General features: G+C 68.5%; 25 protein-coding genes. 15 read left to right on the top strand and 10 right to left on the bottom strand.

Annotated elements, in window-relative coordinates:
* Positions 1-265: 265 nt before the first annotated feature.
* The 3 genes from H7I87_RS23965 to H7I87_RS23955 are packed head-to-tail and all read right to left on the bottom strand — an operon-like array spanning position 266 to position 3098.
* On the bottom strand, positions 266-658 hold the full coding sequence (locus H7I87_RS23965) for a hypothetical protein (protein ID WP_011726198.1): 393 nt from the start codon (positions 656-658) through the stop codon (positions 266-268).
* 27 nt (positions 659-685) lie between these two features.
* Positions 686-1330, bottom strand: a complete 645-nt coding sequence (locus H7I87_RS23960) for a PPE family protein (protein WP_003873770.1) — start codon at positions 1328-1330, stop codon at positions 686-688.
* A 37-nt stretch (positions 1331-1367) separates the two neighbouring features.
* Positions 1368-3098 carry an N-acyl-D-amino-acid deacylase family protein gene (locus H7I87_RS23955; RefSeq protein ID WP_009979351.1) on the bottom strand — a complete coding sequence of 577 codons (1731 nt, stop codon included), beginning with the start codon at positions 3096-3098 and terminating at the stop codon, positions 1368-1370.
* Positions 3099-3145: 47 nt separating this feature from the next.
* Here H7I87_RS23955 and H7I87_RS23950 point away from each other — a divergent pair, with 47 nt between their 5' ends.
* From H7I87_RS23950 to H7I87_RS23940, 3 genes are read left to right on the top strand one after another with little or no spacing between them, the layout of a single operon-like run.
* A complete protein-coding gene (locus H7I87_RS23950) occupies positions 3146-3511 on the top strand; it encodes a VOC family protein (protein WP_009979350.1) in 366 nt (121 codons plus the stop codon).
* 10 nt (positions 3512-3521) lie between these two features.
* Entirely contained in the window at positions 3522-4037 is a 516-nt protein-coding gene (locus H7I87_RS23945) for a mycothiol transferase (protein WP_009979349.1), read from the top strand.
* 10 nt (positions 4038-4047) lie between these two features.
* Positions 4048-4896 (top strand): hypothetical protein, encoded by an 849-nt coding sequence (locus tag H7I87_RS23940; RefSeq protein WP_011726197.1) that lies wholly within the window; start codon positions 4048-4050, stop codon positions 4894-4896.
* Here the strand turns inward: H7I87_RS23940 and H7I87_RS23935 are convergent.
* Positions 4883-6613, bottom strand: a complete 1731-nt coding sequence (locus H7I87_RS23935; protein ID WP_009979345.1) for a cytochrome c biogenesis protein DipZ — start codon at positions 6611-6613, stop codon at positions 4883-4885. The two genes, H7I87_RS23940 and H7I87_RS23935, sit on opposite strands and share 14 nt — an antisense overlap.
* A 79-nt stretch (positions 6614-6692) precedes the next feature.
* Between H7I87_RS23935 and H7I87_RS23930 the strand changes: the two genes are divergently transcribed.
* Genes H7I87_RS23930 through H7I87_RS23920 form a run of 3 tightly spaced genes read left to right on the top strand, consistent with a single transcriptional unit; the run spans position 6693 to position 10877 of the window.
* A complete protein-coding gene (locus H7I87_RS23930; RefSeq protein ID WP_010950176.1) occupies positions 6693-7379 on the top strand; it encodes a TetR/AcrR family transcriptional regulator in 687 nt (228 codons plus the stop codon).
* A gap of 22 nt (positions 7380-7401) precedes the next feature.
* Positions 7402-7950, top strand: a complete 549-nt coding sequence (locus H7I87_RS23925) for an MmpS family transport accessory protein (protein ID WP_003873763.1) — start codon at positions 7402-7404, stop codon at positions 7948-7950.
* On the top strand, positions 7947-10877 hold the full coding sequence (locus tag H7I87_RS23920; RefSeq protein ID WP_011726196.1) for an MMPL/RND family transporter: 2931 nt from the start codon (positions 7947-7949) through the stop codon (positions 10875-10877). The genes H7I87_RS23925 and H7I87_RS23920 overlap by 4 nt, the downstream gene beginning before the upstream one ends.
* 25 nt (positions 10878-10902) lie before the next feature.
* Here the strand turns inward: H7I87_RS23920 and H7I87_RS23915 are convergent, their stop codons facing one another.
* The 4 genes from H7I87_RS23915 to H7I87_RS23900 form a co-directional block, all read right to left on the bottom strand.
* The gene (locus H7I87_RS23915; protein WP_003873761.1) at positions 10903-11355 is read right to left on the bottom strand and encodes a DUF5078 domain-containing protein; all 453 of its coding nucleotides are present in this window, start codon (positions 11353-11355) and stop codon (positions 10903-10905) included.
* 77 nt (positions 11356-11432) lie between these two features.
* A complete protein-coding gene (locus H7I87_RS23910) occupies positions 11433-12344 on the bottom strand; it encodes a crotonase/enoyl-CoA hydratase family protein (protein ID WP_011726195.1) in 912 nt (303 codons plus the stop codon).
* Positions 12345-12353: 9 nt separating this feature from the next.
* Positions 12354-12662, bottom strand: coding sequence for a hypothetical protein (locus tag H7I87_RS23905; RefSeq protein ID WP_011726194.1), 309 nt, complete (start codon positions 12660-12662; stop codon positions 12354-12356).
* A gap of 10 nt (positions 12663-12672) precedes the next feature.
* A complete protein-coding gene (locus tag H7I87_RS23900) occupies positions 12673-14712 on the bottom strand; it encodes a prolyl oligopeptidase family serine peptidase (RefSeq protein WP_019731988.1) in 2040 nt (679 codons plus the stop codon).
* A gap of 66 nt (positions 14713-14778) precedes the next feature.
* On the opposite strand from H7I87_RS23900, the gene adh reads away from it, so the two are divergent.
* From adh to H7I87_RS23870, 6 genes are all read left to right on the top strand, one after another.
* Positions 14779-16302, top strand: a complete 1524-nt coding sequence (adh, locus tag H7I87_RS23895; RefSeq protein ID WP_009979336.1) for an aldehyde dehydrogenase — start codon at positions 14779-14781, stop codon at positions 16300-16302.
* Positions 16303-16785 (top strand): DUF779 domain-containing protein, encoded by a 483-nt coding sequence (locus H7I87_RS23890; RefSeq protein WP_009979335.1) that lies wholly within the window; start codon positions 16303-16305, stop codon positions 16783-16785. It abuts the gene before it with no gap.
* A gap of 28 nt (positions 16786-16813) precedes the next feature.
* The gene (locus H7I87_RS23885; RefSeq protein ID WP_011726193.1) at positions 16814-17092 is read left to right on the top strand and encodes a putative holin; all 279 of its coding nucleotides are present in this window, start codon (positions 16814-16816) and stop codon (positions 17090-17092) included.
* On the top strand, positions 17085-17648 hold the full coding sequence (locus H7I87_RS23880; RefSeq protein ID WP_009979332.1) for a hypothetical protein: 564 nt from the start codon (positions 17085-17087) through the stop codon (positions 17646-17648). The genes H7I87_RS23885 and H7I87_RS23880 overlap by 8 nt, the downstream gene beginning before the upstream one ends.
* An 88-nt stretch (positions 17649-17736) precedes the next feature.
* A complete protein-coding gene (gene lpdA / locus H7I87_RS23875; RefSeq protein WP_003873752.1) occupies positions 17737-19134 on the top strand; it encodes a dihydrolipoyl dehydrogenase in 1398 nt (465 codons plus the stop codon).
* A gap of 10 nt (positions 19135-19144) precedes the next feature.
* Positions 19145-19426: a hypothetical protein gene (locus H7I87_RS23870; protein WP_019734124.1), complete on the top strand. Its 282-nt coding sequence runs from the start codon at positions 19145-19147 to the stop codon at positions 19424-19426.
* 7 nt (positions 19427-19433) lie between these two features.
* Here H7I87_RS23870 and H7I87_RS23865 read toward each other — a convergent pair whose 3' ends face one another.
* Both H7I87_RS23865 and ramB read right to left on the bottom strand, forming a co-directional pair.
* Positions 19434-19991, bottom strand: a complete 558-nt coding sequence (locus H7I87_RS23865; protein ID WP_003879295.1) for a carboxymuconolactone decarboxylase family protein — start codon at positions 19989-19991, stop codon at positions 19434-19436.
* Positions 19988-21412, bottom strand: a complete 1425-nt coding sequence (ramB, locus tag H7I87_RS23860) for an acetate metabolism transcriptional regulator RamB (RefSeq protein ID WP_009979329.1) — start codon at positions 21410-21412, stop codon at positions 19988-19990. Before ramB ends, H7I87_RS23865 begins: the two co-directional genes overlap by 4 nt.
* A gap of 161 nt (positions 21413-21573) precedes the next feature.
* Between ramB and H7I87_RS23855 the strand changes: the two genes are divergently transcribed.
* The 3 genes from H7I87_RS23855 (at position 21574) to H7I87_RS23845 (ending at position 25066) form a co-directional block, all read left to right on the top strand.
* Entirely contained in the window at positions 21574-22368 is a 795-nt protein-coding gene (locus tag H7I87_RS23855) for an acyl-[acyl-carrier-protein] thioesterase (RefSeq protein ID WP_023862169.1), read from the top strand.
* A gap of 268 nt (positions 22369-22636) precedes the next feature.
* On the top strand, positions 22637-23923 hold the full coding sequence (aceA, locus tag H7I87_RS23850; protein ID WP_011726191.1) for an isocitrate lyase: 1287 nt from the start codon (positions 22637-22639) through the stop codon (positions 23921-23923).
* Between the two features lie 279 nt (positions 23924-24202).
* Complete coding sequence (locus H7I87_RS23845) at positions 24203-25066, top strand: 3-hydroxybutyryl-CoA dehydrogenase (RefSeq protein WP_010950182.1); 864 nt, start codon at positions 24203-24205, stop codon at positions 25064-25066.
* Positions 25067-25114: the final 48 nt, after the last annotated feature.

Raw genomic sequence — 25114 nt, 5'->3', positions numbered from 1 at the left:
CCACGCTCGGCGCCCGTAGGGTGAGCGTTATCCCGTTGTGGTGCAACGTGATTGCTCATAGCGGCGACGCGGGTCACTCCAAGACGCTTGCCGACACCTGCTGACTCATCCAGACATTTGTGGGGTGTTCAATCGTCGAGCACAGCCAGCGACCAGCACTATCCGGCCAGCTCACGCGCGATCGAGGCGTTGGCAACCACGGAGCGTTTTTTGCGCTGATCAACCCACGTTCACATGTGAGTGAGGCCCCAGACCCCCATACCGTCTAGGCCGGCAGCGAGAACACCACGCAGTCATGCAGACAGCCCTTGGCGGCGTCGGCCGAGTCGGCGTCGCGGTGCAACAGCGCGCGGGTGGGCGCCACCGCCAGCCGAACCGCGTCGCCGGCCTCGCTCACCTGCGCCGTGCCGTCGACGATCAGCGAGTAGCCGCCCGGCTCGGTCGGCGGCCACAGCACGGTGACGTCGCGGCGCCGGGCCAGGTTCTGCTGAGTGCGGCCACCGATCAACCCGACGTCCAGGATCGACTCACGCAGCACCGGTTCGACCGTCACGGTGTGCGCGCGGTAGTCGTCGTCGACCGTGATCAGGTAGGCATACGGGTAGTCGGCCAGCGCGTCGGCCAGCGCCTGCAGATCGACCTTCTTCTTGCTGCGCATGATGTTCCACGATAGGCGCGCGCGGCGTCACTGCGGCGCGCGCGGCGCGAGAAACCCCGCGATGCGCGAGGTGTAGCCGCGGGCCACGGCGCCCGAGCCGGCCGGGCGGGTGACGGCGGTGCTGGCATTGGAGAACCCGAGGTTCTGCAACACCTCATTCCACGGCGGCAACTTCGCCACGGCCGCCGAGGCGTCGGCGTGGTAGCCGAACATCGCCGCCACGTCCGAGGCCCACATCTGCTCGTAGGCGGCCTCGATGTCGGCGATGGCCGGCGTGTTCTGGCCCAGCCAGTTGGTGGCGGCCAGCGCCTGCACCAACGCCCGGTTGGCGGCCACCACGGCGGGCTGCACGGTGGCCGCCAGGGCCACCTCGAACGCCGTCGCGATGGCCGAGGCCTGGTGCGACACCTCCTCGGCCTGCGCGGCGGCCGCGGACAGCCAGCTCACGTATTGGTTGGCGACGGTCATCATGGCCGCCGACGACGCGCCCTGCCACGACCCGCTGGCCAGATCCGACGTGACCGAAGAAAACGACTGTGCCGACGACGCCAGCTCCTCGGCCAGGCCGTCCCACGCCGCCGCGGCAGCAAGCAGCGGCCCGGGACCAGGACCGGAATAAATTAGTGCCGAGTTGACTTCTGGCGGCAACCACGCAAAATGCGGGTTCGTCACGGACCCAACTTAGCTGGTATATGCCACTTTTGGGGCGTTATCGCAAGGGTGCCGGGCCGGGCCGGCGACCGCGCACCAACTTGCCCGGACGCGCGGCGGTGGGCACCCCGTTCTCGGCGATGATCTCCCCGGACACGATGGTGGCGACGTAGCCGTCGGCGGTCTGGTCCAGGCGCCGCCCGCCCGCCGGCAGGTCGTGACTGATCACCGGCTTGTGCAGCCGCAGCGCGGCGTGGTCGATGACGTTGAGGTCGGCCTTGTAGCCCACCGCGATGCGGCCGCGGTCGCCCAGCCCGGCCACCCGCGCGGGCACCGAGGTGAGCCGGCGCACCGCGTCGGCCACGCTGAACCGCCCCGACTTTCGGTCGCGCGCCCAGTGCGTCAGGAAGTAGGTCGAGTAGCTGGCGTCGCAGATCATCCCGTAGTGCGCGCCGCCGTCGCCCAGACCCAGCACCACATCGTCGCGGTGCAGCAGCTCCCCGACGGTGTCCAGCGAGTTGCCCTGCAGGTTGCTGGTCGCCACCAGCAGCATGGCCCGGCCGTCGTCGTCGAGCAGCCGGTCGTAGGCCTCCTCCATCGGATCCACGCCGCGGGCGCGGGCCCGGGCCGCGATGGACGTCGACGGGTCGGGCTCGTAATCGGGGTTGTCGCCGAGCGGGTAGATCCAGTCCCACATCTGGGCCACGTACAGGATCGGGTGGCCCTCGCCGGGCTTGTCGGCCAGGATGCGGGCCCGCACCTCGGGCTTGCGCATCTGTGCGACCCGCTCGGCCAGCGGCAGGTGCGCGATCTCGCGGTAGCTGGGGTAGAGCACGAATGGGTTTGCGCTCAACTGCAATCCGATGATCAACCCGATCGGGCGCGGCAACAGCTGCGCGGTGATGTCGCCGCCCGCCGCGTTGGCCTTCTCGATCATCGTGATGGCGTCCGGCCACGTCGGGTCACCGGAGTTGGCGACGACGAGGGTGAAGGTGAGCGGCAGGCCGACGTCCTCGGCGACGTCGAACACCGTCTGCAGCACCGGCTGGTAGCCGCCGGCCGGGATGTCGGGAACGAACTGCAGCAGGCCGCCGCCGCCGTCCACCACACCCCGGGCGATCTGCTCGATCTCCTCCCGGGCGGCGTCGTAACTCGGGATGGGAGAACCACTTTCGGTCTTGTGGATGGTCAGCCGCGACGAGGCGAAACCCAGTGCGCCCACCTCGACCGCCTCCTTGGCCAGCGCCCGCATCTTCGCCAGGTCCTCCGCGGTGGCCGGCTCCCGGTCGGCGCCGCGCTGACCCATCACGTACACCCGCAGCGGCGAATGCGGCAGATAGGCGGCCACGTCGATGTCACGCTTGCCGGCCTCGAGGGTGTCCAGGTATTCGGGGAACGTCTCCCACGTCCACGGCAGGCCGTCGGTCATCACGACGCCGGGGATGTCCTCGACACCGGCCATCACGTCGACCAGCACGTCGTGGTCGGACTGGCGGCACGGGGCGAAGCCGACGCCGCAGTTGCCCATCACCACCGTGGTCACCCCGTGCGCCGAGGACGGGGTCAGCCGCTCCGACCAGACGGCCTGGCCGTCGTAGTGGGTGTGCAGGTCCACGAAGCCCGGCGTGACCAGCCGCCCGGTGGCGTCGATCTCGCGGTTCGCGGTGGCCCCGTTCACCGCACCGACCGCCGCGATCACGCCGTCGCGCACCGCCACGTCGCCGACGTACGGCTCACCCCCCAGCCCGTCGACGATGCTGCCATTACGGATGATGAGGTCGTAAGTCATTCAAACAATCTACGACCGTTCCCGCCGGTCGTGCCAGGATCTGTTCCGTGATCGATCACGTGGGAATCAACTGCGCCAACTACGCGGAATCTCAGCGGTTTTACGACGCCGTGCTGGGCACCCTGGGTTTCTCCCGGCAGCTGGATGTGGGGCCAGCCATCGGCTACGGCCGGGCGGGCAAACCGACCTTCTGGATCTCGGACGCGCCCGCGGGCCCCAACCGGGAGGTGCACCTGGCCTTCGAGGCCGCCGACGAGGACGCGGTGCGTGCCTTCCACCGGGCGGCCGTCGAGCTGGGCGCCGAGGTGCTGCACCCGCCGCGGCTGTGGCCCGAATACCACCCCGGCTATTTCGGTGCGTTCGTGCGCGACCCCGACGGCAACAACGTCGAGGCGGTCTGGCACGGCGCGTAGGGTCGGCCTTATGCGAGCTGACAGCGACGCCGTTACCCGAGAGCTGCTGCGCGACGCGTTCACCCGGCTGATCGAACACGTCGACGAACTCACCGACGGGTTGACCGACGAGGTGTCGGGCTACCGCCCGACCCCCGACGCCAACAGCATCGCCTGGCTGATCTGGCACAGCGCCCGGGTGCAGGACATCCAGCTGGCCGACATCGCCGGGGTGGAGCAGGTGTGGACCCGCGACGGCTGGGTGGACCGGTTCGGGCTGGACCTGCCGCGCAACGACACCGGCTACGGGCATACGCCCGAGGACGTCGCCAAGGTGCGGGCGCCCGCCGACCTGCTGTCCGGCTACTACCACGCGGTGCACGAGCTCACCTGCGAATACATCGGCGGGGTGACCGCCGGGGAGCTGAGCCGCGTCGTGGACACCAACTGGGACCCGCCGGTGACGGCCAGCGCGCGGCTGGTGAGCATCATCGACGACTGCGCCCAGCACCTCGGGCAGGCCGCATACGTGCGGGGAATTCAGTAGATTCGCGGCCGTGCGATTCGCGGGCGTCGTGCTGGGGTGGCTGATCGCCACGCTGGCCCTGGCGGTGGCGGTGCCGGCGGGATGGGTGCAGCTGCACGTCGTCGACGCCGACGGCTATGCCGCGCTGGCCCGCCGGGCCGCCGCCGACCCGGCCCTGCAATCCGCCATGGCAGCCGAACTCACCACGCGGGCAATGGCTTTGATCGCCGAGCACGGCGGCGGCCGCTACCCGGTGGACGGTACGCAGGTGCACGACGCCGCTGCCGCGTTCACCGCGGGGCCGGCGTTTCCGCCGTTGTTCGCCCAGGCCAACCGCGCCGCGCACGCCTGGCTGTTCGACGGGTCCGGCGCGGGCGGCGACCAGTGGGCGGTCGATGTGGCCCCGATGCTCGACGACCCCTCGATCCGGCCGCTGCTGCGCCGGCACAACGTCGCGGTCCCGGCGAAACTGACTGTGCCGCTTACCGTTTCGGTGCCTCGGCAGGGCCGGCTCAGCGGGCTGACGCGCTGGGGGCCGTGGCTGAGCCTGGGGTCGGCGGCGCTGTGCGGGGTGGGCGCGCTGCTGACGCTGGCCGCCGCCCGGCGCCGCGGCAAGGCGCTCAGCAGCCTGGGCGTCGCGGCGCTGCTGGTCGGCGCGGCCGGATGGGCCGGCCTGGAGGCGGCCGGCCGCTACGTCAACGACGCGCTCAACCACACCACCGGCAACGTCCGCCGCATCGCCGAGGTGATGGTCGCGCACGCCGAATCCGGTGTGCACCAATGGCTCAACGCCACGCTGCTGGCCGGGGCGGCGCTGGCGGGGCTGGGCGTGCTGGTGGCGGTGCTGGGCGGCCTGGCCGGTGCGGCTAGCCGAAGGTGAACGAGAAGACCTGCAGCCCTGGGCTGACGCGCATGTCCAGCTGGTCGCGGTGCGCGGAGTCGTCGGCGACGATCCGGTGCAGGGTGGGCGCCCCGCCGATCGGCGTCGTGGTGGTCGTTCCGTCCCGGGTCACGGTCAGGGTGCCGGTGCCGCCGACGACGGCGTAGACGTCTTTGGCGGTGTAGTTCAGCCGGACCGCGCAGTCGTCGCCGGCCGCGGTGGCGCCCTGGTCGTCCAGCGTCCAGCGCCCGCGCAGCGCGAACCTGTCCTCGCCCAGGGTGGCCGGATAGCTCAGCGTCGCGGTGCCCGACCGGTAATCGCCGGTGCCGCCGTAGTTTCCGGCCTTGCCCACGCCCAGGTAGGTCTCCGGGGTGAGCCTGGACTGCGGTGTGGTGTCGGCGGTGTTCGCCGGGGCGGGTAGCCGCGCGCCGGGATGGGCGGCGGCGAGCAGTTCGCGGATCAGCCGTTCGGTGCCGTCGTAGTCGCCTTCGCCGAACTTGGTGTGCCGCACCTGCCCGGTCGCGTCGATCAGGTACTCGGCCGGCCAGTACAGGTTCTGGTAGTTGTTCCACGTCGCGTAGTCGTTGTCCAGGGCGATCGGATAGCCGATGTGCAGGTCGGCCGCGCCGCTGGCCACGTTGCCCGGGACCCGTTCGAAGGCGTATTCCGGGGTGTGCACCCCGATGACCAGGAATCCGCTGTCGTGATACCGGTCGTACCAATCGATTACGTGCGGGATGGCGCGCTGGCAGTTGATGCACGAGTAGGCCCAGAAGTCGATCAGGATCACCTTGCCGCGCACCGCCGCCGGGTCGAGCGGTTTGCCGTCCGGGGTGTTGAGCCACCCGGTGATCCCGGTGAGCGCGGGCGCCGGCCCGCACCGCTGCAGCTCCGCCAACCCGTCGGAACAGTCGGACAGCGCCCCGCCGCCGGTGACGTCGCCCGGGCTCAGCTGCAGCGCGCCGCCCTGGGTCGGCGGCGGCCCGGGGGGGCTCAGACTGCGCTGAAGGTCGTTGGCGCCCAACCGGTTCTGCATCGCGGTGGTGTAGTCCGGGACGGCGCGCTGCAGCATCGCGGGCAGGTTGAACACCAGCGCGACGGCCAGCACGATCATCGCGATCCCGCCGGCGACCTGTATCGCCCGCTGCCGGCGGCGGAACGCCGCGACCCGCTGGGCGACGCGCCGGCCGGCCAGCGCGAAGGCCAGCAGCGGCAGCGCGTTTCCGGCGGCGAACGTCGCGGTCAACACCAGCGCGCCGGGGCCGATCGAGGAGGTGCCGCCGGCCACCACGATCGCGGCAAGCACCGGTCCGGCGCACGGCACGTACAGCGCGCCCAACGTCAGGCCCAGGCCGAAACCGTCTGCGCCGGGCCGACTTTGGCGCTGCGGCAGGTAGGCGAACGGTCGCTCGATCAGTTGCTGCAGCGGCGGGAAGATCAGTCCCAGCCCGATGGCGGTCAGCACCACCAGGGCGGTCCACCGGATCGCATCCTGGGGCAGGTGCAGCGCCGTCAGCAGCGCCGAGCCGATCAGCGTGGCCACGCTGAAGCTGCACACCAGGCCCGCGATCACCAGGTAGGGCCGCGCCGCGGAGCCCACGCCGCGCCGGTCGCCGTCCATGCCGGACAGCAGTATCACCGGCAGCACCGGCAGGATGCACGGCGAGATCCCGGTGATCAGGCCGCCGAGGAACCCGATCAGGGCGATGGTCTGCACCCGTCCAGCTTGACGCGTCGCGGCGGGGCTCAGTGGCCAACGACAAATCACGCCACGTGCGTTATACAAATCACATAATGTGCGTTACGCTCGGCCGGTGGCGCAACTAACATTCCAGCGCGCCCGCACCGAGGAGAAGAAGCGCCAACGTGCGGAGGCCCTCGTGGAGGCGGCCCGTTCGCTGGCGCTGGAGACGGGCGTCGCGTCGGTCACGCTGACCGCCGTCGCCCGCCGCGCCGGGATCCACTACTCGGCGGTGCGCCGCTACTTCACCTCGCACAAGGAGGTCCTGCTGCACCTGTCCGCCGAGGGCTGGGTGCGGTGGTCGAACACGGTGTCGGACAAGCTCGCCCAGCCCGGCGCCGCGACGCCGTCGCGGATCGCCGAGACGCTGGCCGACGCCCTGGCCGACGATCCGCTGTTCTGCGACCTGCTGGCCAACCTGCACCTGCACCTGGAACACGAGGTGGACGCCGAACGCGTGGTCGAGGTCAAGCGGATCAGCACCGCCGCCACGCTGTCCCTCGCCGACTCCATCCAGCGGGCGCTGCCCGAACTCGGGCGCTCGGGGTCGCTGGACATCCTGCTGGCCGCCTACTCGCTGGCGGCCACGCTGTGGCAGGTGGCCAACCCCCCGGAACGGCTCACCGACGCCTACGCAGAGGAGCCGGAAGTCGTTCCGCCGGAATGGAATCTGGACTTCGCCTCCGCGCTGACCCGGCTGTTGACCGCCACGTGCATCGGCCTCATCCCGCAATCGGCATGATCGCAGAAAGGGGGGCGCGCCCATGACGACGACCGAGCCAAGGACCGAGCCGTTGAACAAGCAGGACTCCGCGGGCCGCGAGGGCGGCGAGACCGCCCGGCAGCGCGCCAGGAAGAAGGGGTTTCTGGGCCGTTTCTGGCTGGTGCTGACGATCGCGGCCGTCGTCGCGCTGTCGGGGTTCGTCGTCTACCGGTTGCACGGCATCTTCGGTGTGCACCCCGGGTCGTTCGGCGGCGGCACCTCGGGGGAGGTGCTCGACGAGTTCAACGCCAAGACCATCACGCTTCAGGTCTGGGGCCCGCCGGGCAGCACGGCAACCATCAACTATCTCGACGAAAACTCCCATCCGCAGCAGGCACTCAACGTGCCCTTGCCCTGGAGCAAAGTATTGAGTTCAACGAAACCCGGCATCCCGGCAAACCTGGTGGCGCAAGGAGACGGCAGCTGGATCGCCTGCCAGTTCGTGGTGAACAAGCACGACGGCAGCGGTGACGTCATCAAGACCCCGAATCGCTCGGATCCCAACCAGACCGTGAACGCGTTCGTCTACTGCCTGGACAAGTCCGCATGAGCGAGCCGGTCGAGGCTGCGCCGCGCGTCGATCAGCCGCTGATCCCGCCGTTCCTGCCGCGGATGATCCATCGGCTGGCCCTGCCGATCGTCCTGGTGTGGTTGGGCATCGTGTTCATCACCAACACGGTGGCCCCGCAGCTGGAGGTGGTCGCCAAAACCCACTCGGTGTCGATGAGCCCGACCGACGCGGCCTCCTTCCAGTCGATGATGAAGGTCGGAGCGACGTTCAAGGAGTTCAACTCCGACAACTCGGCCATGATCCTGCTGGAGGGCGACAAGCCCCTCGGGGCCGAGGCGCACCGCTATTACGACGAGATCGTCAGGCGCGTCGAGCAGGACAAGAAACACGTGCAGCACGTCCAGGATTTCTGGAGCGATCCGCTGACGGCGGCGGGTTCCCAGAGCCACGACCAGAAGGCCGCCTACGTCCAGGTGTACCTCGCCGGCAACATGGGCGGCGGCCTGGCGAACGAGTCTGCCCTGGCGGTGCGCAAGATCGTGGACTCGGTGCCCGCGCCGCCGGGAATCAAGGCGTATGTCACCGGCGCGGGTCCGCTGTTCGCCGACCAGTCCCACGCGGGTGAGAAGGGCGTCGCGGTCGTCACCCTCATCACCTTCGTGGTGATCATCGTGATGCTGCTAGTCGTCTACCGGTCGATCATCACCGTCGCGGTCATGCTGGGCATGGTGTTCATCGAGCTGGCGGCGGCCCGCGGTGTCGTCGCGACGCTCGGCAACTACGGCGTGATGGGGCTGTCGACCTTCGCCAACAACATGCTGGTGCTGATGGCGATCGCCGCCGGGACGGACTACGCGATCTTCGTGGTCGGGCGCTATCACGAGGCGCGTGGGCTGGGCGAAACCCGCGAGCAGGCGTTCTACACCATGTTCCACAGCACCGCGCATGTGGTGCTCGGATCCGGCCTGACCATCGCCGGCGCGATGTATTGCCTGAGCTTCTGCCGACTGCCGTACTTCCAGTCGCTGGGGGTGCCGTGTGCGGTCGGCATGCTGGTCGCGGTGTTGGCGGCGTTGACGCTGGCTCCGGCGATGCTGACGGTCGCCTCGTTCTTCAAGCTGATGGATCCGAAGCGCACGCTGCAGACCCGGGGCTGGCGCCGGATGGGCACCGCGGTCGTCCGCTGGCCCGCGCCGGTTCTGGCGGTGACGATCGCGGTCGCACTGGTCGGTCTGCTCGCCCTGCCCGGTTACAAGACGGACTACGACAACCGCCACTTCCTGCCGGCGGACACCCCGGCCAATGTCGGTTATGCCGCCGCGGACCGGCATTTCGACCAGGCTCGGCTCAATCCCGAGCTGTTGATGATCGAGACCGATCACGACCTGCGCAACCCGGCCGACTTCATCGTCCTGGACAAAGTCGCCAAGGCGGTCTTCCACATCCCCGGGATCGGCCGGGTGCAGACCATCACCCGGCCGTTGGGCACGCCGCTCGACCACAGCACGCTGGGTTTTCAGATGGGTGCGCAGGCCGCGGGGCGGCTGCAGACCCAGCACTACCAGGAGGAGCAGGCGAACAATCTACTCAAGCAGGCAGACGAGCTGCGCAAGACGATGGCGACGCTGCATGAGCAGATGCAGGTCACCCAGGACCTGAGCAACACCACCCACGAAACCACCAGGCTCACCAAGGAAACCGTGCAGATCACCGAGAGGTTGCGCGACGACATCGCCAACTTCGACGACTTCCTCCGGCCGATCCGCAGCTACTTCTATTGGGAGAAGCACTGTTACGACATCCCGGTCTGCTGGGCGCTGCGGTCGGTCTTCAACGCGCTCGACGGCATCGACCAAGTGGCCGAGAACATCGTGAACCTCAGCGCGAACCTGGACAAGCTGGACAGGATTCAGCCGAAGCTGGTGGCGCTGATCCCGCCGCAGATCGAGAGTCAGCAGCGCAACCTCGACACCATCATGTCGAACTACGCGATCACCCAGGGCCTCAACGACCAGGCCAAAGCGCAGGCCGACAACGCCACCGCCCAGGGCGATGCCTTCGACAAGGCGAAGAACGACGACACGTTCTACCTTCCGCCGGAGGCGTTCAAGAGCCCGGACTTCGCGCGAGGCCTGAAAAATTTCATCTCGCCCGACGGGCGCGCGGTCCGGCTGATCATCTCCCACGAAGGCGACCCGGCCAGTCCCGAGGGCATCAGGCACATCGAACCGATCAAGCAGGCCGTGCACGAGGCGATCAAGGGCACCCCCTGGGAGGGCGCCAAGGTCTACCTCGGCGGCACCGCCGCGACGTACAAGGACATGCACGACGGCTCCAACATCGACCTGTTGATCGCCGGAATCGCCGCGGCCACACTGATTTTCATCATCATGCTGGTGATCACCCGCAGCGTCGTGGCGGCCTTCGTGATCGTCGGTACGGTGTTGCTGTCGCTGGGCGCCTCGTTCGGCCTCTCGGTGCTGCTGTGGCAGTACCTCCTGGGCCTGAAGTTGCACTGGATGGTGCTGGCGATGGCGGTCATCCTGCTGCTGGCGGTCGGCTCGGACTACAACCTGCTGTTGATCTCGCGGTTCAAGGAGGAGATCCACGCCGGGCTCAAGACCGGGACGATCCGCGCGATGGCCGGTTCGGGCTCGGTGGTGACCTCCGCCGGTCTGGTGTTCGCCGCCACCATGGCCACGTTCATGTTCAGCCCGCTGCTGGTGATGGCCCAGGTGGGTACGACGATCGCGCTGGGCCTGCTGTTTGACACCCTGATCGTGCGGTCGTTCATGACGCCGTCACTGGCCACCCTGCTCGGGCGCTGGTTCTGGTGGCCGCAGCACGTGCGTCCACGCCCGGCCAGCACCATGCTGCGGCCCTACGGACCGCGTCGGGCCGTGCGCGAGCTGATCCTCGCCGACGTCGACGAGCACCCGCCGGGCGGCGTGGTCCAGCCTCGCTGAGGGGCTAAGGAATCGGGCTAAGCGATTACGACCAGTTCCACACCGACATGTCGCCGGGCGGGTACTGGTTGCAGATGTCGGTGGCCTTGGCCACCACGCCCTTGTTGTTCCAGAAGATCTTCATGTGGTTGGGCCAGGCCTCCCACAGCGGATCGGCCTGGGGCGCATAGAAGTTCTCGGAGTAGTTCCGGCGGTCCTGCGGCGACAACGCGTAGAACCAGTGCGCCTTGTCGATGGTCGCCTGCTGGACGTTGGGGTGGTTGTTGAAGTCGATCATGTAGCGCTGGTAGTACACCGGGCTGGTGTCCCGCGTGGCCGCCAGGATCTGCTCGGCGTCGCACGTGGTGTTGATCATCCGGCGGGGGATCGGGAAGTCCTCCGTCGAGTCGGCCACCGCGGTCGACGGGAAGATCGCAGCGGTGACACCCAGGGCAACGAACGCGGCGCCTGCACGCAGGCCTCTACTCAGCCGAGACATAGACGTTACGGTAGCACTTCTCGGCCCGGCGCGAACAGTTCCCAGGTCACCGCCAGCGTGATCGCTAGTGCATCTCACTATCCATCGCGATCAGGGACGATGACGTGGCTCGGATCGGGCCGCAGCTCCGGCGGGGCCTGGCTGTAGTCGCCGAACGGGCCGTCGCGGCGCTCGACGGCGGCCCGCACCCCCCGCGTCTCGGCGATCTTGATGAACTCCAGCGCGTCGGGGGTGTTGCGCATCAGCCCGTCGAGGATGCCGCCCAGCGTCTGGGTGGACGCCAGCCCCATGTTCTCGTAGGCCTGGTTGACGATCAGCTTCTGCGCCTGCAGCTGCGACAGCGGGATGCGCGCCAGCTCGGCGGCGACCTCGGCGACCCGCGCCTCCAGCCGCTCGAACGGCACCGCCTCGTTGATCAGCTCGATCTCGGCGGCCTGCACGCCGGTCAGCGGCCGTCCCGTCAGCGCATGCCACTTCGCCTTGGCCAGGCTCAGCCGGTAGAGCCACATCCCGGTCAGATACGCCCCCCACATCCTGCTGTAGGGCGTGCCGATCACGGCGTCCTCGCTGGCGATGACCAGGTCCGCGCACAGCGCGTAGTCGCTGGCCCCGCCCACACACCAGCCGTGCACCTGCGCGATCACCGGTTTGGAGGCCCGCCAGATGGCCATGAATTTCTGGGTCGGGCCGGTCTCGCGGGCGCTGACCATCGCGAAATCCTTGCCCGGGTCCCAGCGGCCGTCGGTCATCATGGCCTCGCCCCAGTGCTGAAAACCGCCGCCGAAGTCGTAGCCGCCGGAGAAGGCCCGGCCCGCTCCGCGCAGCACGATGACCTTGATGGCCGGGTCGCGCTCGGCCCGCCCAACGGCGGCCTCGATCTCGTCGGGCATCGGCGGCACGATGGTGTTGAGCTGGTCCGGGCGGTTCAGCGTGATCGTGGCGACCGGACCGGCCGTGGTGTACAGCAGCGTTTCGAAGTCGGAGGGCATGGCCCTAACTTAGGGATCGGGCTCGCGGTTTTCCGGCGAAGACGCATAGATGCGGCCGTTGATCTTCAGGTACGGGGTGGTGAGGTAGGCCGAGAAGGCCACCACGGCCGCGAAGATCGCCACCGCCAGGACGCCGTTGGGCCACAGCCGGCCGGTCCCGAACGCGAAGCAGACGATGCCGATCACCGATGTCGCCCAGTAGAAGCGCCGGCCGGCCCGCCGGTCGTTGATGAACCGGTAGCGCGCCTGCGCCGCCGAAACCAGGATGAAGATCAGTCCGGTCGCCAGCAGGGTGAGTTCGATCCGTTGCGCCGACACGTCGACGATCTTAGGGCCGGCCGAGCGTCTGCCACAGGAACGAATAGGTCAGCGCCGACTTGAACGCCACCTGCTCGTTGTCCGCCGCCCCGGCATGACCGCCCTCGATGTTCTCGTAGTAGTACACCCGGTGGCCGGCGGCCTCCAGCGCGGCCGCCATCTTGCGGGCATGCCCCGGGTGCACCCGGTCGTCGCGGGTGGAGGTGGTGATCAGCACCGGCGGGTACCGGCGCGTCGCCGAAATATTCTGGTACGGCGAGTATTCGGAGATGAACGCCCAGTCGTCCGGGTTGTCCGGGTCGCCGTATTCGGCCACCCAGGAGGCGCCGGCCAGCAGCAGGTGGTAGCGCTTCATGTCCAGCAGCGGCACGCTGCACACCAGCGCGCCGAACTTCTCCGGATACTTGGTCAACATGATGCCCATCAGCAGTCCGCCGTTGCTGCCGCCCTGGGCCCCGAGTTGGGCGACCGTCGTGATGCCGCGGTCCACCAAATCGGTTGCCACAGCGGCGAAGTCCTCGTGCACCTTGTGCCGGCCCTCGCGGATCGCCTGGGTGTGCCAGCCGGGGCCGTACTCGCCGCCGCCGCGGATGTTGGCCAGCACGTAGGTGCCGCCGCGGGCCAGCCACAGCCGGCCCAGCACCCCGCTGTAGCCGGGGGTGTTCGAGGACTCGAAGCCGCCGTAGCCGTAGAGCAGGGTGGGCCCGGGCCGGTCGGCCGCCGGGCCGGTCGGCCGCACCACGAAGTAGGGGATCGGTGTGCCGTCGGTGGAGTCGACGAAATACTGTGCCACGCTGATGTTTTCGGCATCGAAGAAGGCCGGGGCAGTCTTGAGCTGCTCGAGTCGCCCGTCGTCGGTGCCCCGCATCAGCCGCGACGGTGAGTCGAATCCGCTGGAGTCCAGGAAGAATTCGTCGCCGGTGTCGTCCGCGGAGACGACGACGGTGTTGGTCGCGGCCGGGATCCCGGCCAGCTGCTCGCGCCGCCAGTCACCGGGCCTGACGATCTCGACGCGGCTGGCCACGTCGACCAGGGTCACCATCAGCAGCCGGTCTTCGGTCCACGCGTAGTGGTTGAGCGCGGTGTGCTCGTCGGGTTCGAAGACGACGCGGAAATCCCGTGCGCCGGAAAGGAATTCCTCGTAGTCGGCGGCCAGCAGCGAGCCCGCGGCGTAGGTGCGGGTGCCCAGCGTCCAGTCGCTGCGCAACTCGACCAGCAGCCACTGGCGGTGCAGGCTCACACTGGCGTCGGTCGGGGTGTCGATGCGGACGAGCTGGCCGCCCCGCAGCTCGTAGACCTCTTCGTTCCAGAAGTCCAGCGCCCGGCCGATCAGGGTGCGCTCGAAGCCGGGGATGCGGCTGACGCTGGCCACCACGTTCACGTCGGAGCGGGCGCCCTCGAACACCGTCTGCGCCTCGTCCAGCGGCGTGCCCCGGCGCCACCGCTTGACCACCCGCGGATAGCCGGACTCGGTGAGGGTGCCGGGGCCGAAGTCCGTGCCGACCAGCACGGTGTCGGGGTCCTCCCAGCTGAGCTGCGACTTGGCCTCGGCGAGCGCGAACCCGTCATCGACGAATTGCTTTGTCTGCATGTCGAATTCACGCACGATGCAGGCGTCCGAGCCGCCGCGGGACAAGCTGATCAGCGCGCGGGTGTATTCGGGGTGGATGACGGCGGCGCCGGCCCACACCCATTTCTCGCCGTCGGCGCGGCCCAGCTCGTCGACGTCGATCAGCACCTCCCACTCGGGCGCGTCGGTGCGGTAACTGTCCAGCGTGGTGCGCCGCCACAGCCCGCGCGGGTTGTCAGCGTCGCGCCAGAAGTTGTAGAGGTGCTCGCCGCGGCGGACCACGTACGGGATGCGGGCGTCGGTGTCGAGCACCTCGAGCGCCTCGACGCGCATCCGCTCGAACTCGGCGTCGCGGAAGCGGGCCAGCGTCGGCTCGTTGCGGGCGCGCACCCAATCCAGCGCCTGCTCGCCGGTGATGTCCTCGAGCCACAGGTAGGGGTCGTGCTCGGCGGCGGCATCGGTGCGGGCGTGCGACGTCATGCCAGCCATTGTGGTCGCGGCGGTAGTGTGAGGTGTATTACACAGGTGAACGAGGAGTGAGAGCAGATGACTGTCTTCGCACGTCCGGGTTCGGCCGGGGCGTTGATGTCGTACGAATCCCGCTACGACAACTTCATCGGGGGGCAGTGGGTTGCACCGGCGCGCGGGCGCTACTTCGAGAACCCGACACCGGTCACCGGCCAGACGTTCTGCGAGGTGGCCCGCTCGGATGAGGCCGACGTCGACAAGGCGCTCGACGCCGCCCACGCCGCGGCGCCGGCGTGGGGCAAGACCGCGCCGCCGGAGCGGGCCGCGATCCTGAACAAGATCGCCGACCGCATCGAGGAGAACCTGGAATCCCTCGCGGTGGCCGAGGTGTGGGACAACGGCAAGCCGATCCGCGAGGCGCTGGCCGCCGACATCCCGTTGGCGGCCGACCATTTCCGGTACTTCGCCGGGGCGCTGCGCGCGCAGGAGGGCTCGCTGAGCCAGATCGACGACGACACCGTGGCCTACCACTTCCACGAGCCGCTCGGCGTGGTCGGGCAGATCATCCCGTGGAACTTCCCGATCCTGATGGGTGCCTGGAAATTGGCGCCCGCGCTGGCGGCCGGCAACGCCGTCGTGCTCAAACCCGCGGAGCAGACCCCGGTTTCGGTGCTCTACCTGATGTCGCTGATCGGCGACCTGCTGCCGCCCGGAGTCGTCAACGTGGTCAACGGATTCGGCGCCGAGGCCGGCAAGCCGCTGGCGTCGAGCAACCGAATCGCCAAGATCGCCTTCACCGGCGAGACCACCACCGGGCGGCTGATCATGCAGTACGCCAGCCAGAACCTGATCCCGGTCACCCTGGAGCTCGGCGGCAAGAGCCCCAACATCTTCTTCTCCGACGTGATGGCCAAGGCCGACGACTACCAGGACAAGGCGCTCGAGGGCTTCACCATGTTCGCCCTCAACCAGGGCGAGGTGTGCACCTGCCCGTCGCGCAGCCTGATCCAGGCCGACATCTACGACGAGTTCCTGGAGCTGGCCGCGATCCGCACCAAGGCGGTCCGCCAGGGCGACCCGCTGGATTCCGAGACCATGCTGGGCTCGCAGGCGTCCAACGATCAGCTGGAAAAGGTGTTGTCCTACATCGCAATCGGCAAGGACGAAGGCGCCACGATCATCACCGGCGGGGAACGCGCCGAACTGGGCGGCGACCTGTCCGGCGGCTTCTACATGCAGCCCACCATCTTCGCCGGCAACAACAAGATGCGCATCTTCCAGGAGGAGATCTTCGGGCCGGTGGTGGCGGTGACGTCGTTCACCGATTACGACGACGCCATCTCCATCGCCAACGACACCCTGTACGGGCTGGGCGCGGGCGTGTGGTCCCGAGACGGCAACACCGCCTATCGCGCCGGCCGCGACATCCAGGCCGGCCGGGTGTGGGTGAACTGCTATCACGCCTATCCGGCGCACGCGGCGTTCGGCGGCTACAAGCAGTCCGGCATCGGCCGGGAGAACCACAAGATGATGCTCGACCACTACCAGCAGACCAAGAACATGCTGGTGTCCTACAGCAACAAGGCGCAGGGCTTCTTTTAGATGGAGCCGCGGCCCCCGTCCGGAGTCGTCATCACCGCCGCGGCCGCCGAGGTGCTGGCCCGGCTGCAGCGGCAGCACGGCCCGGTGATGTTCCACCAGTCCGGCGGCTGCTGCGACGGGTCGTCGCCGATGTGCTATCCGGTGGGCGACTTCCTGGTCGGCGATCGCGACGTGCTGCTCGGTGTGCTCGACGTCGGCGCTGATGGGGTGCCGGTATGGATCTCGGGCCCGCAGTACGCGGCGCACTACCGCGACAAGCACACCCAGCTGGTCATCGACGTGGTGCCGGGCCGCGGCGGCGGGTTCAGCCTGGAGGCCCCCGACGGCGTCCGGTTCCTGTCCCGCGGCAGGGTTTTCAGCGCGGCCGAACAGGCGGCCGTGGCCGCCGCGCCGATCATCACCGGCGCGGACTACCAGCACGGTGAACGGCCCGCGGCGCGCGGCGCGGTGGTGGCCGACGCGGCCTGCAGGACCTGCCCTTGACGCCGGTCACCGCAGTACAGTCGAGACGGTGATTCCTTTTCCGCGTCCCTGGGTGCTGGCCGGCGCCATGCTGATCGGAAGCGCGGTCGGGCTGTTGGCCGGCGTGGCGTTCACCGTCGCCGTGCACGCCCGCGTTCGCCCGGACCTGGCGGTCGCGGCGGTGGTCGGCATCCCCAGCGTGATCGGCCTGGCCCTGATCCTGTTCTCCGGGCGGCGCTGGGTCACCACCCTGGGTGCGTTCGTGCTGGCGGTGGCGCCCGGCTGGTTCGGGGTGCTCGTCGCATTGCGGGTGACCGCCGGTGGCTGACGACAAGGACGCCTCGAGCCCGGGCACGGAGGCGTTCGTGCCCGACTTCTCCGATGACGACGACGCCGCCGACACCGGCACCCAGTCGTGGGCGCCGGACTTCGACGATGACGCCGAGGACGACGACACCGAGGCGGCCGAGCCCGCGGCCGAGCGGGGGCCGGAGCCGGAGCCCGAACCGGAGCCGGCCGGGTTCGCCGGCCCGGTGCCGCCGGTCGCCGTGCCCGGCCGCTACTTCTACGTCAAGTGGTGGAAGTTGGTCCTGGTGCTGCTCGCGGTGTGGGCCGCGTCGGCGGTGGTCGGGCTGGGCCTGTTCTCCTGGTGGTACCACTCGATCGACAAAACCCCGGCGCTGTTCGCGGTGCTGGTGTTCGTGGTGGTGTGCGTCGTCGGCGGCGTCATGCTGGCGATGGTCGAGGCCAGGCCGCTGATTTCGGCGCTTGCGGTGGCAGTGCTGTCCGGGCCGTTCGCCGCGCTGGCGGCCGCGGCGCCGCTGTACGGCTATTACTACTGCGCGCGGGTGGGGCACTGTCTGGTGGGCGTCGTTCCGTACTGACGTGATTCGAGGCCACCGCTCGGCGCGTTGGGAGCGGCGCGACTCACGGCGTTGTCCGCTGCCAGCCGGCGCCCACTAGGGTGGGCACGTGACTTCTCACTATGACGTCGTCGTCCTCGGGGCCGGTCCCGGCGGATATGTGGCAGCCATCCGCGCCGCGCAGCTGGGGCTGAGCACCGCCATCGTCGAACCGAAATACTGGGGCGGCGTCTGCCTCAACGTCGGCTGCATTCCGTCCAAGGCGCTGCTGCGCAACGCCGAACTCGCCCACATCTTCACCAAAGAGGCCAAGACGTTCGGCATCAACGGCGAGGCGACCTTCGACTACGGCGCCGCCTTCGACCGCAGCCGCAAGGTGGCCGAGGGCCGCGTCGCCGGCGTGCACTTCCTGATGAAGAAGAACAAGATCACCGAGATCCACGGCTACGGCCGGTTCACCGACCCGCACACGCTGGCGGTCGAGCTCAACGACGGCGGGACCGAGACGGTCACGTTCGACAACGCGATCATCGCCACCGGCAGCAGCACCCGGCTGGTTCCGGGCACGTCGCTGTCGGCCAACGTGGTCACCTACGAGGAACAGATTCTGTCCCGGGAGTTGCCCGAGTCGATCATCATCGCCGGCGCCGGCGCCATCGGCATGGAGTTCGGCTACGTGCTGCACAACTACGGCGTCGAGGTGACCATCGTCGAGTTCCTGCCGCGCGCGCTGCCCAACGAGGACGCCGACGTGTCCAAGGAGATCGAGAAGCAGTTCAAGAAGCTGGGCGTCAAGATCCTCACCGGCACCAAGGTCGAATCCATCTCCGATGACGGCTCGCAAGTGACGGTGGTGGTCAGCAAGGACGGCAACAGCCAGGAACTCAAGGCCGCAAAGGTGTTGCAGGCCATCGGTTTTGCGCCCAACGTCGAGGGCTACGGCCTGGAGGCGGCCGGGGTCGCGCTGACCGACCGCAAGGCCATCGGCATCACCGACTACATGCGCACCAACATCGAGCACATCTACGCCATCGGCGACGTCACCGGCAAGCTGCAGCTGGCCCACGTCGCAGAGGCCCAAGGCGTGGTGGCCGCCGAAACCATCGCCGGCGCAGAGACTTTGGCGCTCGGCGACTACCGGATGATGCCGCGCGCCACCTTCTGCCAGCCCAACGTCGCCAGCTTCGGGCTCACCGAACAGCAGGCCCGCGACGAGGGGCACGACGTGGTGGTGGCCAAGTTCCCGTTCACCGCGAACGGCAAGGCGCACGGCGTGGGCGACCCCAGCGGGTTCGTCAAGCTGATCGCCGACGCGAAATACGGTGAGCTGCTGGGCGGGCACCTGGTCGGCCACGACGTCTCCGAGCTGCTGCCGGAGCTCACCCTGGCGCAGAAGTGGGACCTGACGGCCACCGAGCTGGCCCGCAACGTGCACACCCACCCGACCATGTCCGAGGCGCTGCAGGAATGCTTCCACGGCCTGACCGGGCACATGATCAACTTCTGAGCCCTCGACGATGCTGCGCACGCTGACGCCCCAGACCATCGCTGCCGCCCTCGGTGGCCTGGCGACCGGTTATGTCCTTTGGCTGCTTGCCATTTCGAACGGGGACAACGCCACGGTGGGCCAGTGGGGGCCGCTCGTGTTGGTGGCGTCGGTGGTGCTGGGCGGCGCCGCGGCGGTGTGGGGCGCCTGGCAGCGCCGGCGCGGCAGCCAGCCGCGGGCCGCCTTCGCCTTCGCGCTGCCGGTGCTTCCCGTGCTGCTGACGCTGGCCGTCCTGGCCGACGTCTACCTATGACACCTACTCATGACCCCTCGGGGTGGTCCAGCGGAATCGCCAGTGCCGACATGGTGGCCGCCAGCCCGTCGTATTGGCTTGCCAGCAGGCAGAATTCGATCAGCTGCCGGCGGTCCAGGTGCTCCGCCAGCTGCCGCCAGGTGGCCTCGCTGACGGTCCGGTCGTTGACGAACTCGTCGGTCGCCGCCAGCAGCGCCTGCTGACGCACGGTCAGGCGGGCCTGCACCGGTTCGAGTCGCTGCGGCCAGGCGAAGATCGCGGCCTGCAGATCCGGGTCCAGACCGGCCGTCCGCGCCATCCGGCGATGGTGCTGCAGCTCGTATTCGCAGCCGCGCAGGTGCGCGACGCGCAGGATCACCAGCTCGGTGTCGGCGGTGGGCAGTTTGCCGCGCAGCAGCCGGCCCCCGTAGGCCAGCCAGGTCCAAAACAGCAGCCGGCGTTGACCCAGCGTGGTGAACAGGTGCATCTCCGGCGCGCCGACGGTGCGCGCGCCCAGCTTCGCGATCACCCAATTGATCGGTCCCAGTTGGCGAAACCGCCCGGCCGGGATGCGGGGCGCGGTCACGGCTGCTTCACCAGGTAGGGAGACACCGTGCTGCGGTGCTCGTCGAGGTCGAGGGCGCGGCCGAGCGCGGGGAAGGCGCGCTGCGGGCAGTTGTCGCGTTCGCAGACCCGGCAGCCCGCGCCGATCGGTGTCGCCACTGTTCCTGGGCCCCCCGAGACGTCGAGTCCCTCCGAATAGACCAGCCGGTGCGCATGGCGCAGCTCGCAGCCCAGGCCGATCGCGAAGGTCTTACCGGGCTGACCATACCGGGCCGCGCGCCGCTCCACGGTGCGGGCCACCCACATGTAGTTGCGGCCGTCGGGCATCTGGGCGATCTGCACCAGGATCTTGCCCGGGTTGGCGAACGTCTCGTAGACGTTCCACAGCGGGCAGGTACCGCCGCTGGAGGAGAAGTGAAAACCCGTGGCGGACTGGCGTTTTGACATGTTGCCGGCCCGGTCCACCCGGATGAAGGAGAACGGCACCCCGCGCATCGACGGCCGCTGCAGGGTCGACAGGCGGTGCGCGATGGTCTCGTAGCTGACCGAGTAGAACGACGACAGCCGCTCGACGTCGTAGCGGAAATTCTCGGCGACGTCGTGGAATTGGCGATACGGCAGCACCGCCGCGGCGGCGAAGTAGTTGGCCAGCCCGAGCCGGGCCAGTTTGTGCGACTCCTCGCTGGTGAACTTTCCCTGCGCCACCAGGCTGTCGATCAGGTCGCCGAACTCCAGGTAGGCCAGTTCGGCGGCCATCTTGAACACCTGCTGCCCCCACGACAGGTGATTGCTGATCTCCAGCGTCTTGGTCTCGGGGTCGTAGCGGTGCAGCACGGTGTCGCCCAGATCGATGCGCCGGTTGATGTGCACGCCGTGCACCTCGGTGAGCCGGCGGGTCAGCTCCCGGGCCAGATCCCCGTGGTGCAGGCGCATCTTGATGGTGAGGTCCTCGGCGGCGGTGTCCAGCTCGTGCAGATAGTTCTGCCGCTGGTAGAAGTAGTCGCGGACCTCCTCGTGCGGCATGGTGATCGACCCGGTGCCGCTGCCGTCGAAGAACCGCTCCTCGGTGGCGGCCGCCAGCTGCGCGGTGGTGATCCGGTACCGCCGGTGCAGGTTGACCACCGCGCGGGCCAGACCGGGATGGGCGCTGACCATCTCGGCGACCTCGGTGGGGTCGACGTCGATGTCCAGGTCCCGGTCCATGGTGACCTCGCGCAGCTCGGCCACCAGCCGGGTGTCGTCCTGCGAGGAGAAGAAGGTGGCGTCCACCCCGAACACCTCGGTGATGCGCAGCAGCACCGCCACCGTCAGCGGTCGGACGTCATGCTCGATCTGGTTGAGGTAGCTCGGCGAGATCTCCAGCATCTGGGCCAGCGCGGCCTGGGAAAACCCGCGTTCGTGACGCAGCTGGCGAACGCGTGAGCCGACGAACGTCTTGGACACTCCACCCAGGTTACCGGGCCTGTGAAGCCCTGGTTCGCAGAGTTGGCAGCCGCGATGGCCGCGTCGCGATTGGTGTTCGGCGCACGTCGTTGGCATGATTCGAGCGGGGCCGCAGGCCTTAGCCTGGGGGCACCGACGAGGAGGAAACGGGGAGCGACACCGTGAGCCTGGACAAACAAATGATGCCGGTGCCCGACGGTCACCCCGACGTTTTCGATCGCGAATGGCCGCTGCGGGTCGGCGACATCGACCGCACCGGGCGGCTGCGGCTGGACGCCGCGGCCCGCCACATTCAGGACATCGGCCAGGACCAGCTGCGGGAGATGGGTTTCGAGGAGACCCACCCGCTGTGGATCGTCCGGCGCACCATGCTGGACCTGATCCGGCCGATCGAGTTCAACGACATGCTGCGGCTGCGTCGGTGGTGCTCGGGGACCTCGAACCGGTGGTGCGAGATGCGGGTCCGCATCGACGGCCGCAAGGGCGGCCTTATCGAGTCCGAGGCGTTCTGGATCAACATCAACCGGGAAACCCAGATGCCGTCGCGGATCGCCGACGACTTCCTGGCCGGCCTGCACAAGACGACCTCGGTGGACCGGCTGCGCTGGAAGCCCTACCTGAAGCCTGCCAGCCGCGACGACGCGGTCGAGATCCACGAGTTCCCGGTCCGGGTCACCGACATCGACCTGTTCGACCACATGAACAACTCCGTGTACTGGAGCGTCGTCGAGGACTACCTGGCGTCGCACACCGAGCTGATGCGGACGCCGTTGCGCGTCACCATCGAACACGAGGCGCCGGTGGCCCTGGGCGACAAATTGGAGATCATCTCCCACGTCCACCCCGCCGGATCCACCGATCAATTCGGTCCCGAGCTGGCCGATCGCACTGTTACAACGCTCACATACGCCGTCGGCGACGAGGCCAAAGCCGTCGCCGCGATCTTTGCTCGCTAACAGTACAAGCGTCCGGGTTAATTTGCGGCGTGACCTGCGGCTTTGGGGTTACTGACGGGTAGCTTCTGAAACGGTTAAGTTCGTTACCGACTTAGCAAACTTCGCAAAATCGCTCGGTCTCGTTGCTGAAATTGGCAACTGAAACGGCTGGACCGGGCGTTATCGGCTGTGCCATCTTCGAGTTAGCACACCAGTGAAGTTGAGCCGCTAGCTACCGCCGGTGAGGCATCCAGCAATTCCGTAGTGAAGATCGTGAAGGAGCATGCCCATGTCTGTCGTTGGCACCCCCAAGAGCGCCGAGGAGATCCAGAAGGACTGGGACACCAACCCGCGCTGGAAGGATGTCACCCGCACCTACACCGCCGAGGACGTCGTCGCCCTGCAGGGCACCGTCGTCGAGGAGAACACCCTGGCCCGCCGGGGCGCGGAGGTGCTGTGGGAGCAGCTGCACGACCTGGAGTACATCAACGCGCTGGGCGCCCTGACCGGCAACATGGCCGTGCAGCAGGTGCGCGCCGGCCTGAAGGCCATCTACCTGTCGGGCTGGCAGGTCGCCGGTGACGCCAACCTGTCCGGTCACACCTACCCCGACCAGAGCCTGTACCCCGCCAACTCGGTGCCGACCGTGGTGCGCCGGATCAACAACGCGCTGCTGCGCGCGGACCAGATCGCCAAGGTCGAGGGCGACACCTCGGTGAAGAACTGGCTGGCGCCGATCGTCGCCGACGGCGAGGCCGGCTTCGGTGGTGCGCTCAACGTCTTCGAGCTGCAGAAGGCGATGATCGCCGCCGGTGTGGCGGGCTCGCACTGGGAGGACCAGCTGGCTTCGGAGAAGAAGTGCGGCCACCTGGGTGGCAAGGTGCTGATCCCGACCCAGCAGCACATCCGCACGCTGACCTCGGCCCGGCTGGCCGCCGACGTGTGCGACGTGCCGACCGTCGTCATCGCCCGCACCGACGCCGAGGCGGCCACGCTGATCACCTCCGACGTCGACGAGCGCGACCAGCCGTTCATCACCGGCGAGCGCACCAAGGAGGGCTTCTACCGGGTCCGCAACGGCCTCGAGCCCTGCATCGCCCGGGCCAAGGCCTACGCGCCGTACTCCGACCTGATCTGGATGGAGACCGGCACGCCCGACCTGGAGCTGGCCGCCAAGTTCGCCGAGGGCGTCAAGGCCGAGTTCCCCGACCAGATGCTGGCCTACAACTGCTCGCCGTCGTTCAACTGGAAGAAGCACCTCGACGACGCCACCATCGCGAAGTTCCAAAAGGAGCTTGCCGCAATGGGATTCAAGTTCCAGTTCATCACGCTGGCCGGCTTCCACGCGCTGAACTACTCGATGTTCGATCTGGCCTACGGCTACGCCCGCAACCAGATGACCGCCTACGTCGAGCTGCAGGAGCGCGAGTTCGCCGCCGAGGAGCGCGGTTACACCGCCACCAAGCACCAGCGCGAGGTGGGCGCCGGTTACTTCGACCGGATCGCCACCACGGTCGACCCGACGTCGTCGACCACCGCGCTGACCGGCTCCACCGAAGAGGGCCAGTTCCACTGAGGCTGAGCGGGCTTGCCCGCGAAGACGAGGTGGAACCGAGGGCTTGAGCCACTGACGACGAGCGGCGTCAGCCGCGAGGAGGAAGTGGAACCGACGGCTCGAGCCACTGACGACGAGCGGCGTCAGCCGCGAGGAGGAAGTGGAACCGACGGCTTGAGCCACTGAGTTAGTGCTGCCGAGCAGACGCAAAGGCACCCTTTTGCACAGCAAAAGCGGTGCCTTTGCGTCTGCTCGCGGCGTGTAAGGTGCGGTGCACGACAAGACGATTGGCGGAGAACAGTGAGTGACGCAGCGATTCAGCGAGTAGGAGTGGTCGGGGCCGGCCAGATGGGATCCGGCATCGCCGAGGTCTCGGTCCGCGCCGACGTCGACGTGACGGTGTTCGAGACCACCGAGGCCCTCATCACGGCGGGACGCAACCGCATCGTGAAGTCGCTGGAGCGGGGCGTGAGCGCCGGCAAGGTCACCGAGCGGGAGCGTGACCGCGCGCTGAGCAAGCTCACCTTCACCACCGACCTGAAAGACCTCGCCGATCGCCAACTGGTCATCGAGGCCATCATCGAGGACGACGCCGTCAAGGCCCAGGTCTTCGCCGAACTCGACCGGGTGGTCACCGACCCCGATGCGGTGTTGGCCTCCAACACCTCCAGCATCCCGATCATGAAGCTCGCCGCGGCGACCAAGAACCCGCAACGGGTGCTGGGGCTGCACTTCTTCAATCCCGTGCCGGTGCTGCCGCTGGTCGAGCTGGTCAGCACGCTGGTCACCGACGAGGCCGCCGCCGCGCGCACCGAGGAGTTCGCCAGCGCGGTGCTGGGCAAGCAGGTGGTGCGCTGCAGCGACCGGTCCGGCTTCGTGGTCAACGCGCTGCTGGTGCCCTACCTGCTGTCGGCGATCCGGATGGTGGAGGCCGGCTTCGCCACCGTCGAGGACGTGGACAAGGCCGTGGTGGCCGGGCTGTCGCATCCGATGGGCCCGCTGCGGCTTTCCGACCTGGTGGGCCTGGACACCCTGAAGCTGATCGCGGACAAGATGTTCGAGGAGTTCAAGGAGCCGCAGTACGGCGCCCCGCCGCTGTTGCTGCGCATGGTGGAGGCCGGCCGGCTCGGCAAGAAGACGGGCCAGGGTTTCTACACGTATTGACAGGTATTGACCGGCGCCCGCGCGGCCGCGCGTGATCAGGTCGGTTAC

This window comes from Mycobacterium timonense, from assembly GCF_025821985.1.
Lineage (GTDB): Bacteria > Actinomycetota > Actinomycetes > Mycobacteriales > Mycobacteriaceae > Mycobacterium > Mycobacterium avium.
Note: the sequence above shows the minus strand (reverse complement) of the source record. Positions and strands in the feature narration are given on the sequence as shown.

Coding starts and splice junctions, on each gene's coding strand:
- H7I87_RS23965 (WP_011726198.1), bottom strand. CDS start 658: ATGCGCAGCAAGAAGAAGGTCGATCTGCAGGCGCTGGCCGACGCGCTG.
- H7I87_RS23955 (WP_009979351.1), bottom strand. CDS start 3,098: ATGACTTACGACCTCATCATCCGTAATGGCAGCATCGTCGACGGGCTG.
- H7I87_RS23945 (WP_009979349.1), top strand. CDS start 3,522: ATGCGAGCTGACAGCGACGCCGTTACCCGAGAGCTGCTGCGCGACGCG.
- H7I87_RS23925 (WP_003873763.1), top strand. CDS start 7,402: ATGACGACGACCGAGCCAAGGACCGAGCCGTTGAACAAGCAGGACTCC.
- H7I87_RS23920 (WP_011726196.1), top strand. CDS start 7,947: ATGAGCGAGCCGGTCGAGGCTGCGCCGCGCGTCGATCAGCCGCTGATC.
- H7I87_RS23915 (WP_003873761.1), bottom strand. CDS start 11,355: ATGTCTCGGCTGAGTAGAGGCCTGCGTGCAGGCGCCGCGTTCGTTGCC.
- H7I87_RS23910 (WP_011726195.1), bottom strand. CDS start 12,344: ATGCCCTCCGACTTCGAAACGCTGCTGTACACCACGGCCGGTCCGGTC.
- H7I87_RS23900 (WP_019731988.1), bottom strand. CDS start 14,712: ATGACGTCGCACGCCCGCACCGATGCCGCCGCCGAGCACGACCCCTAC.
- adh (WP_009979336.1), top strand. CDS start 14,779: ATGACTGTCTTCGCACGTCCGGGTTCGGCCGGGGCGTTGATGTCGTAC.
- H7I87_RS23890 (WP_009979335.1), top strand. CDS start 16,303: ATGGAGCCGCGGCCCCCGTCCGGAGTCGTCATCACCGCCGCGGCCGCC.
- H7I87_RS23870 (WP_019734124.1), top strand. CDS start 19,145: ATGCTGCGCACGCTGACGCCCCAGACCATCGCTGCCGCCCTCGGTGGC.
- aceA (WP_011726191.1), top strand. CDS start 22,637: ATGTCTGTCGTTGGCACCCCCAAGAGCGCCGAGGAGATCCAGAAGGAC.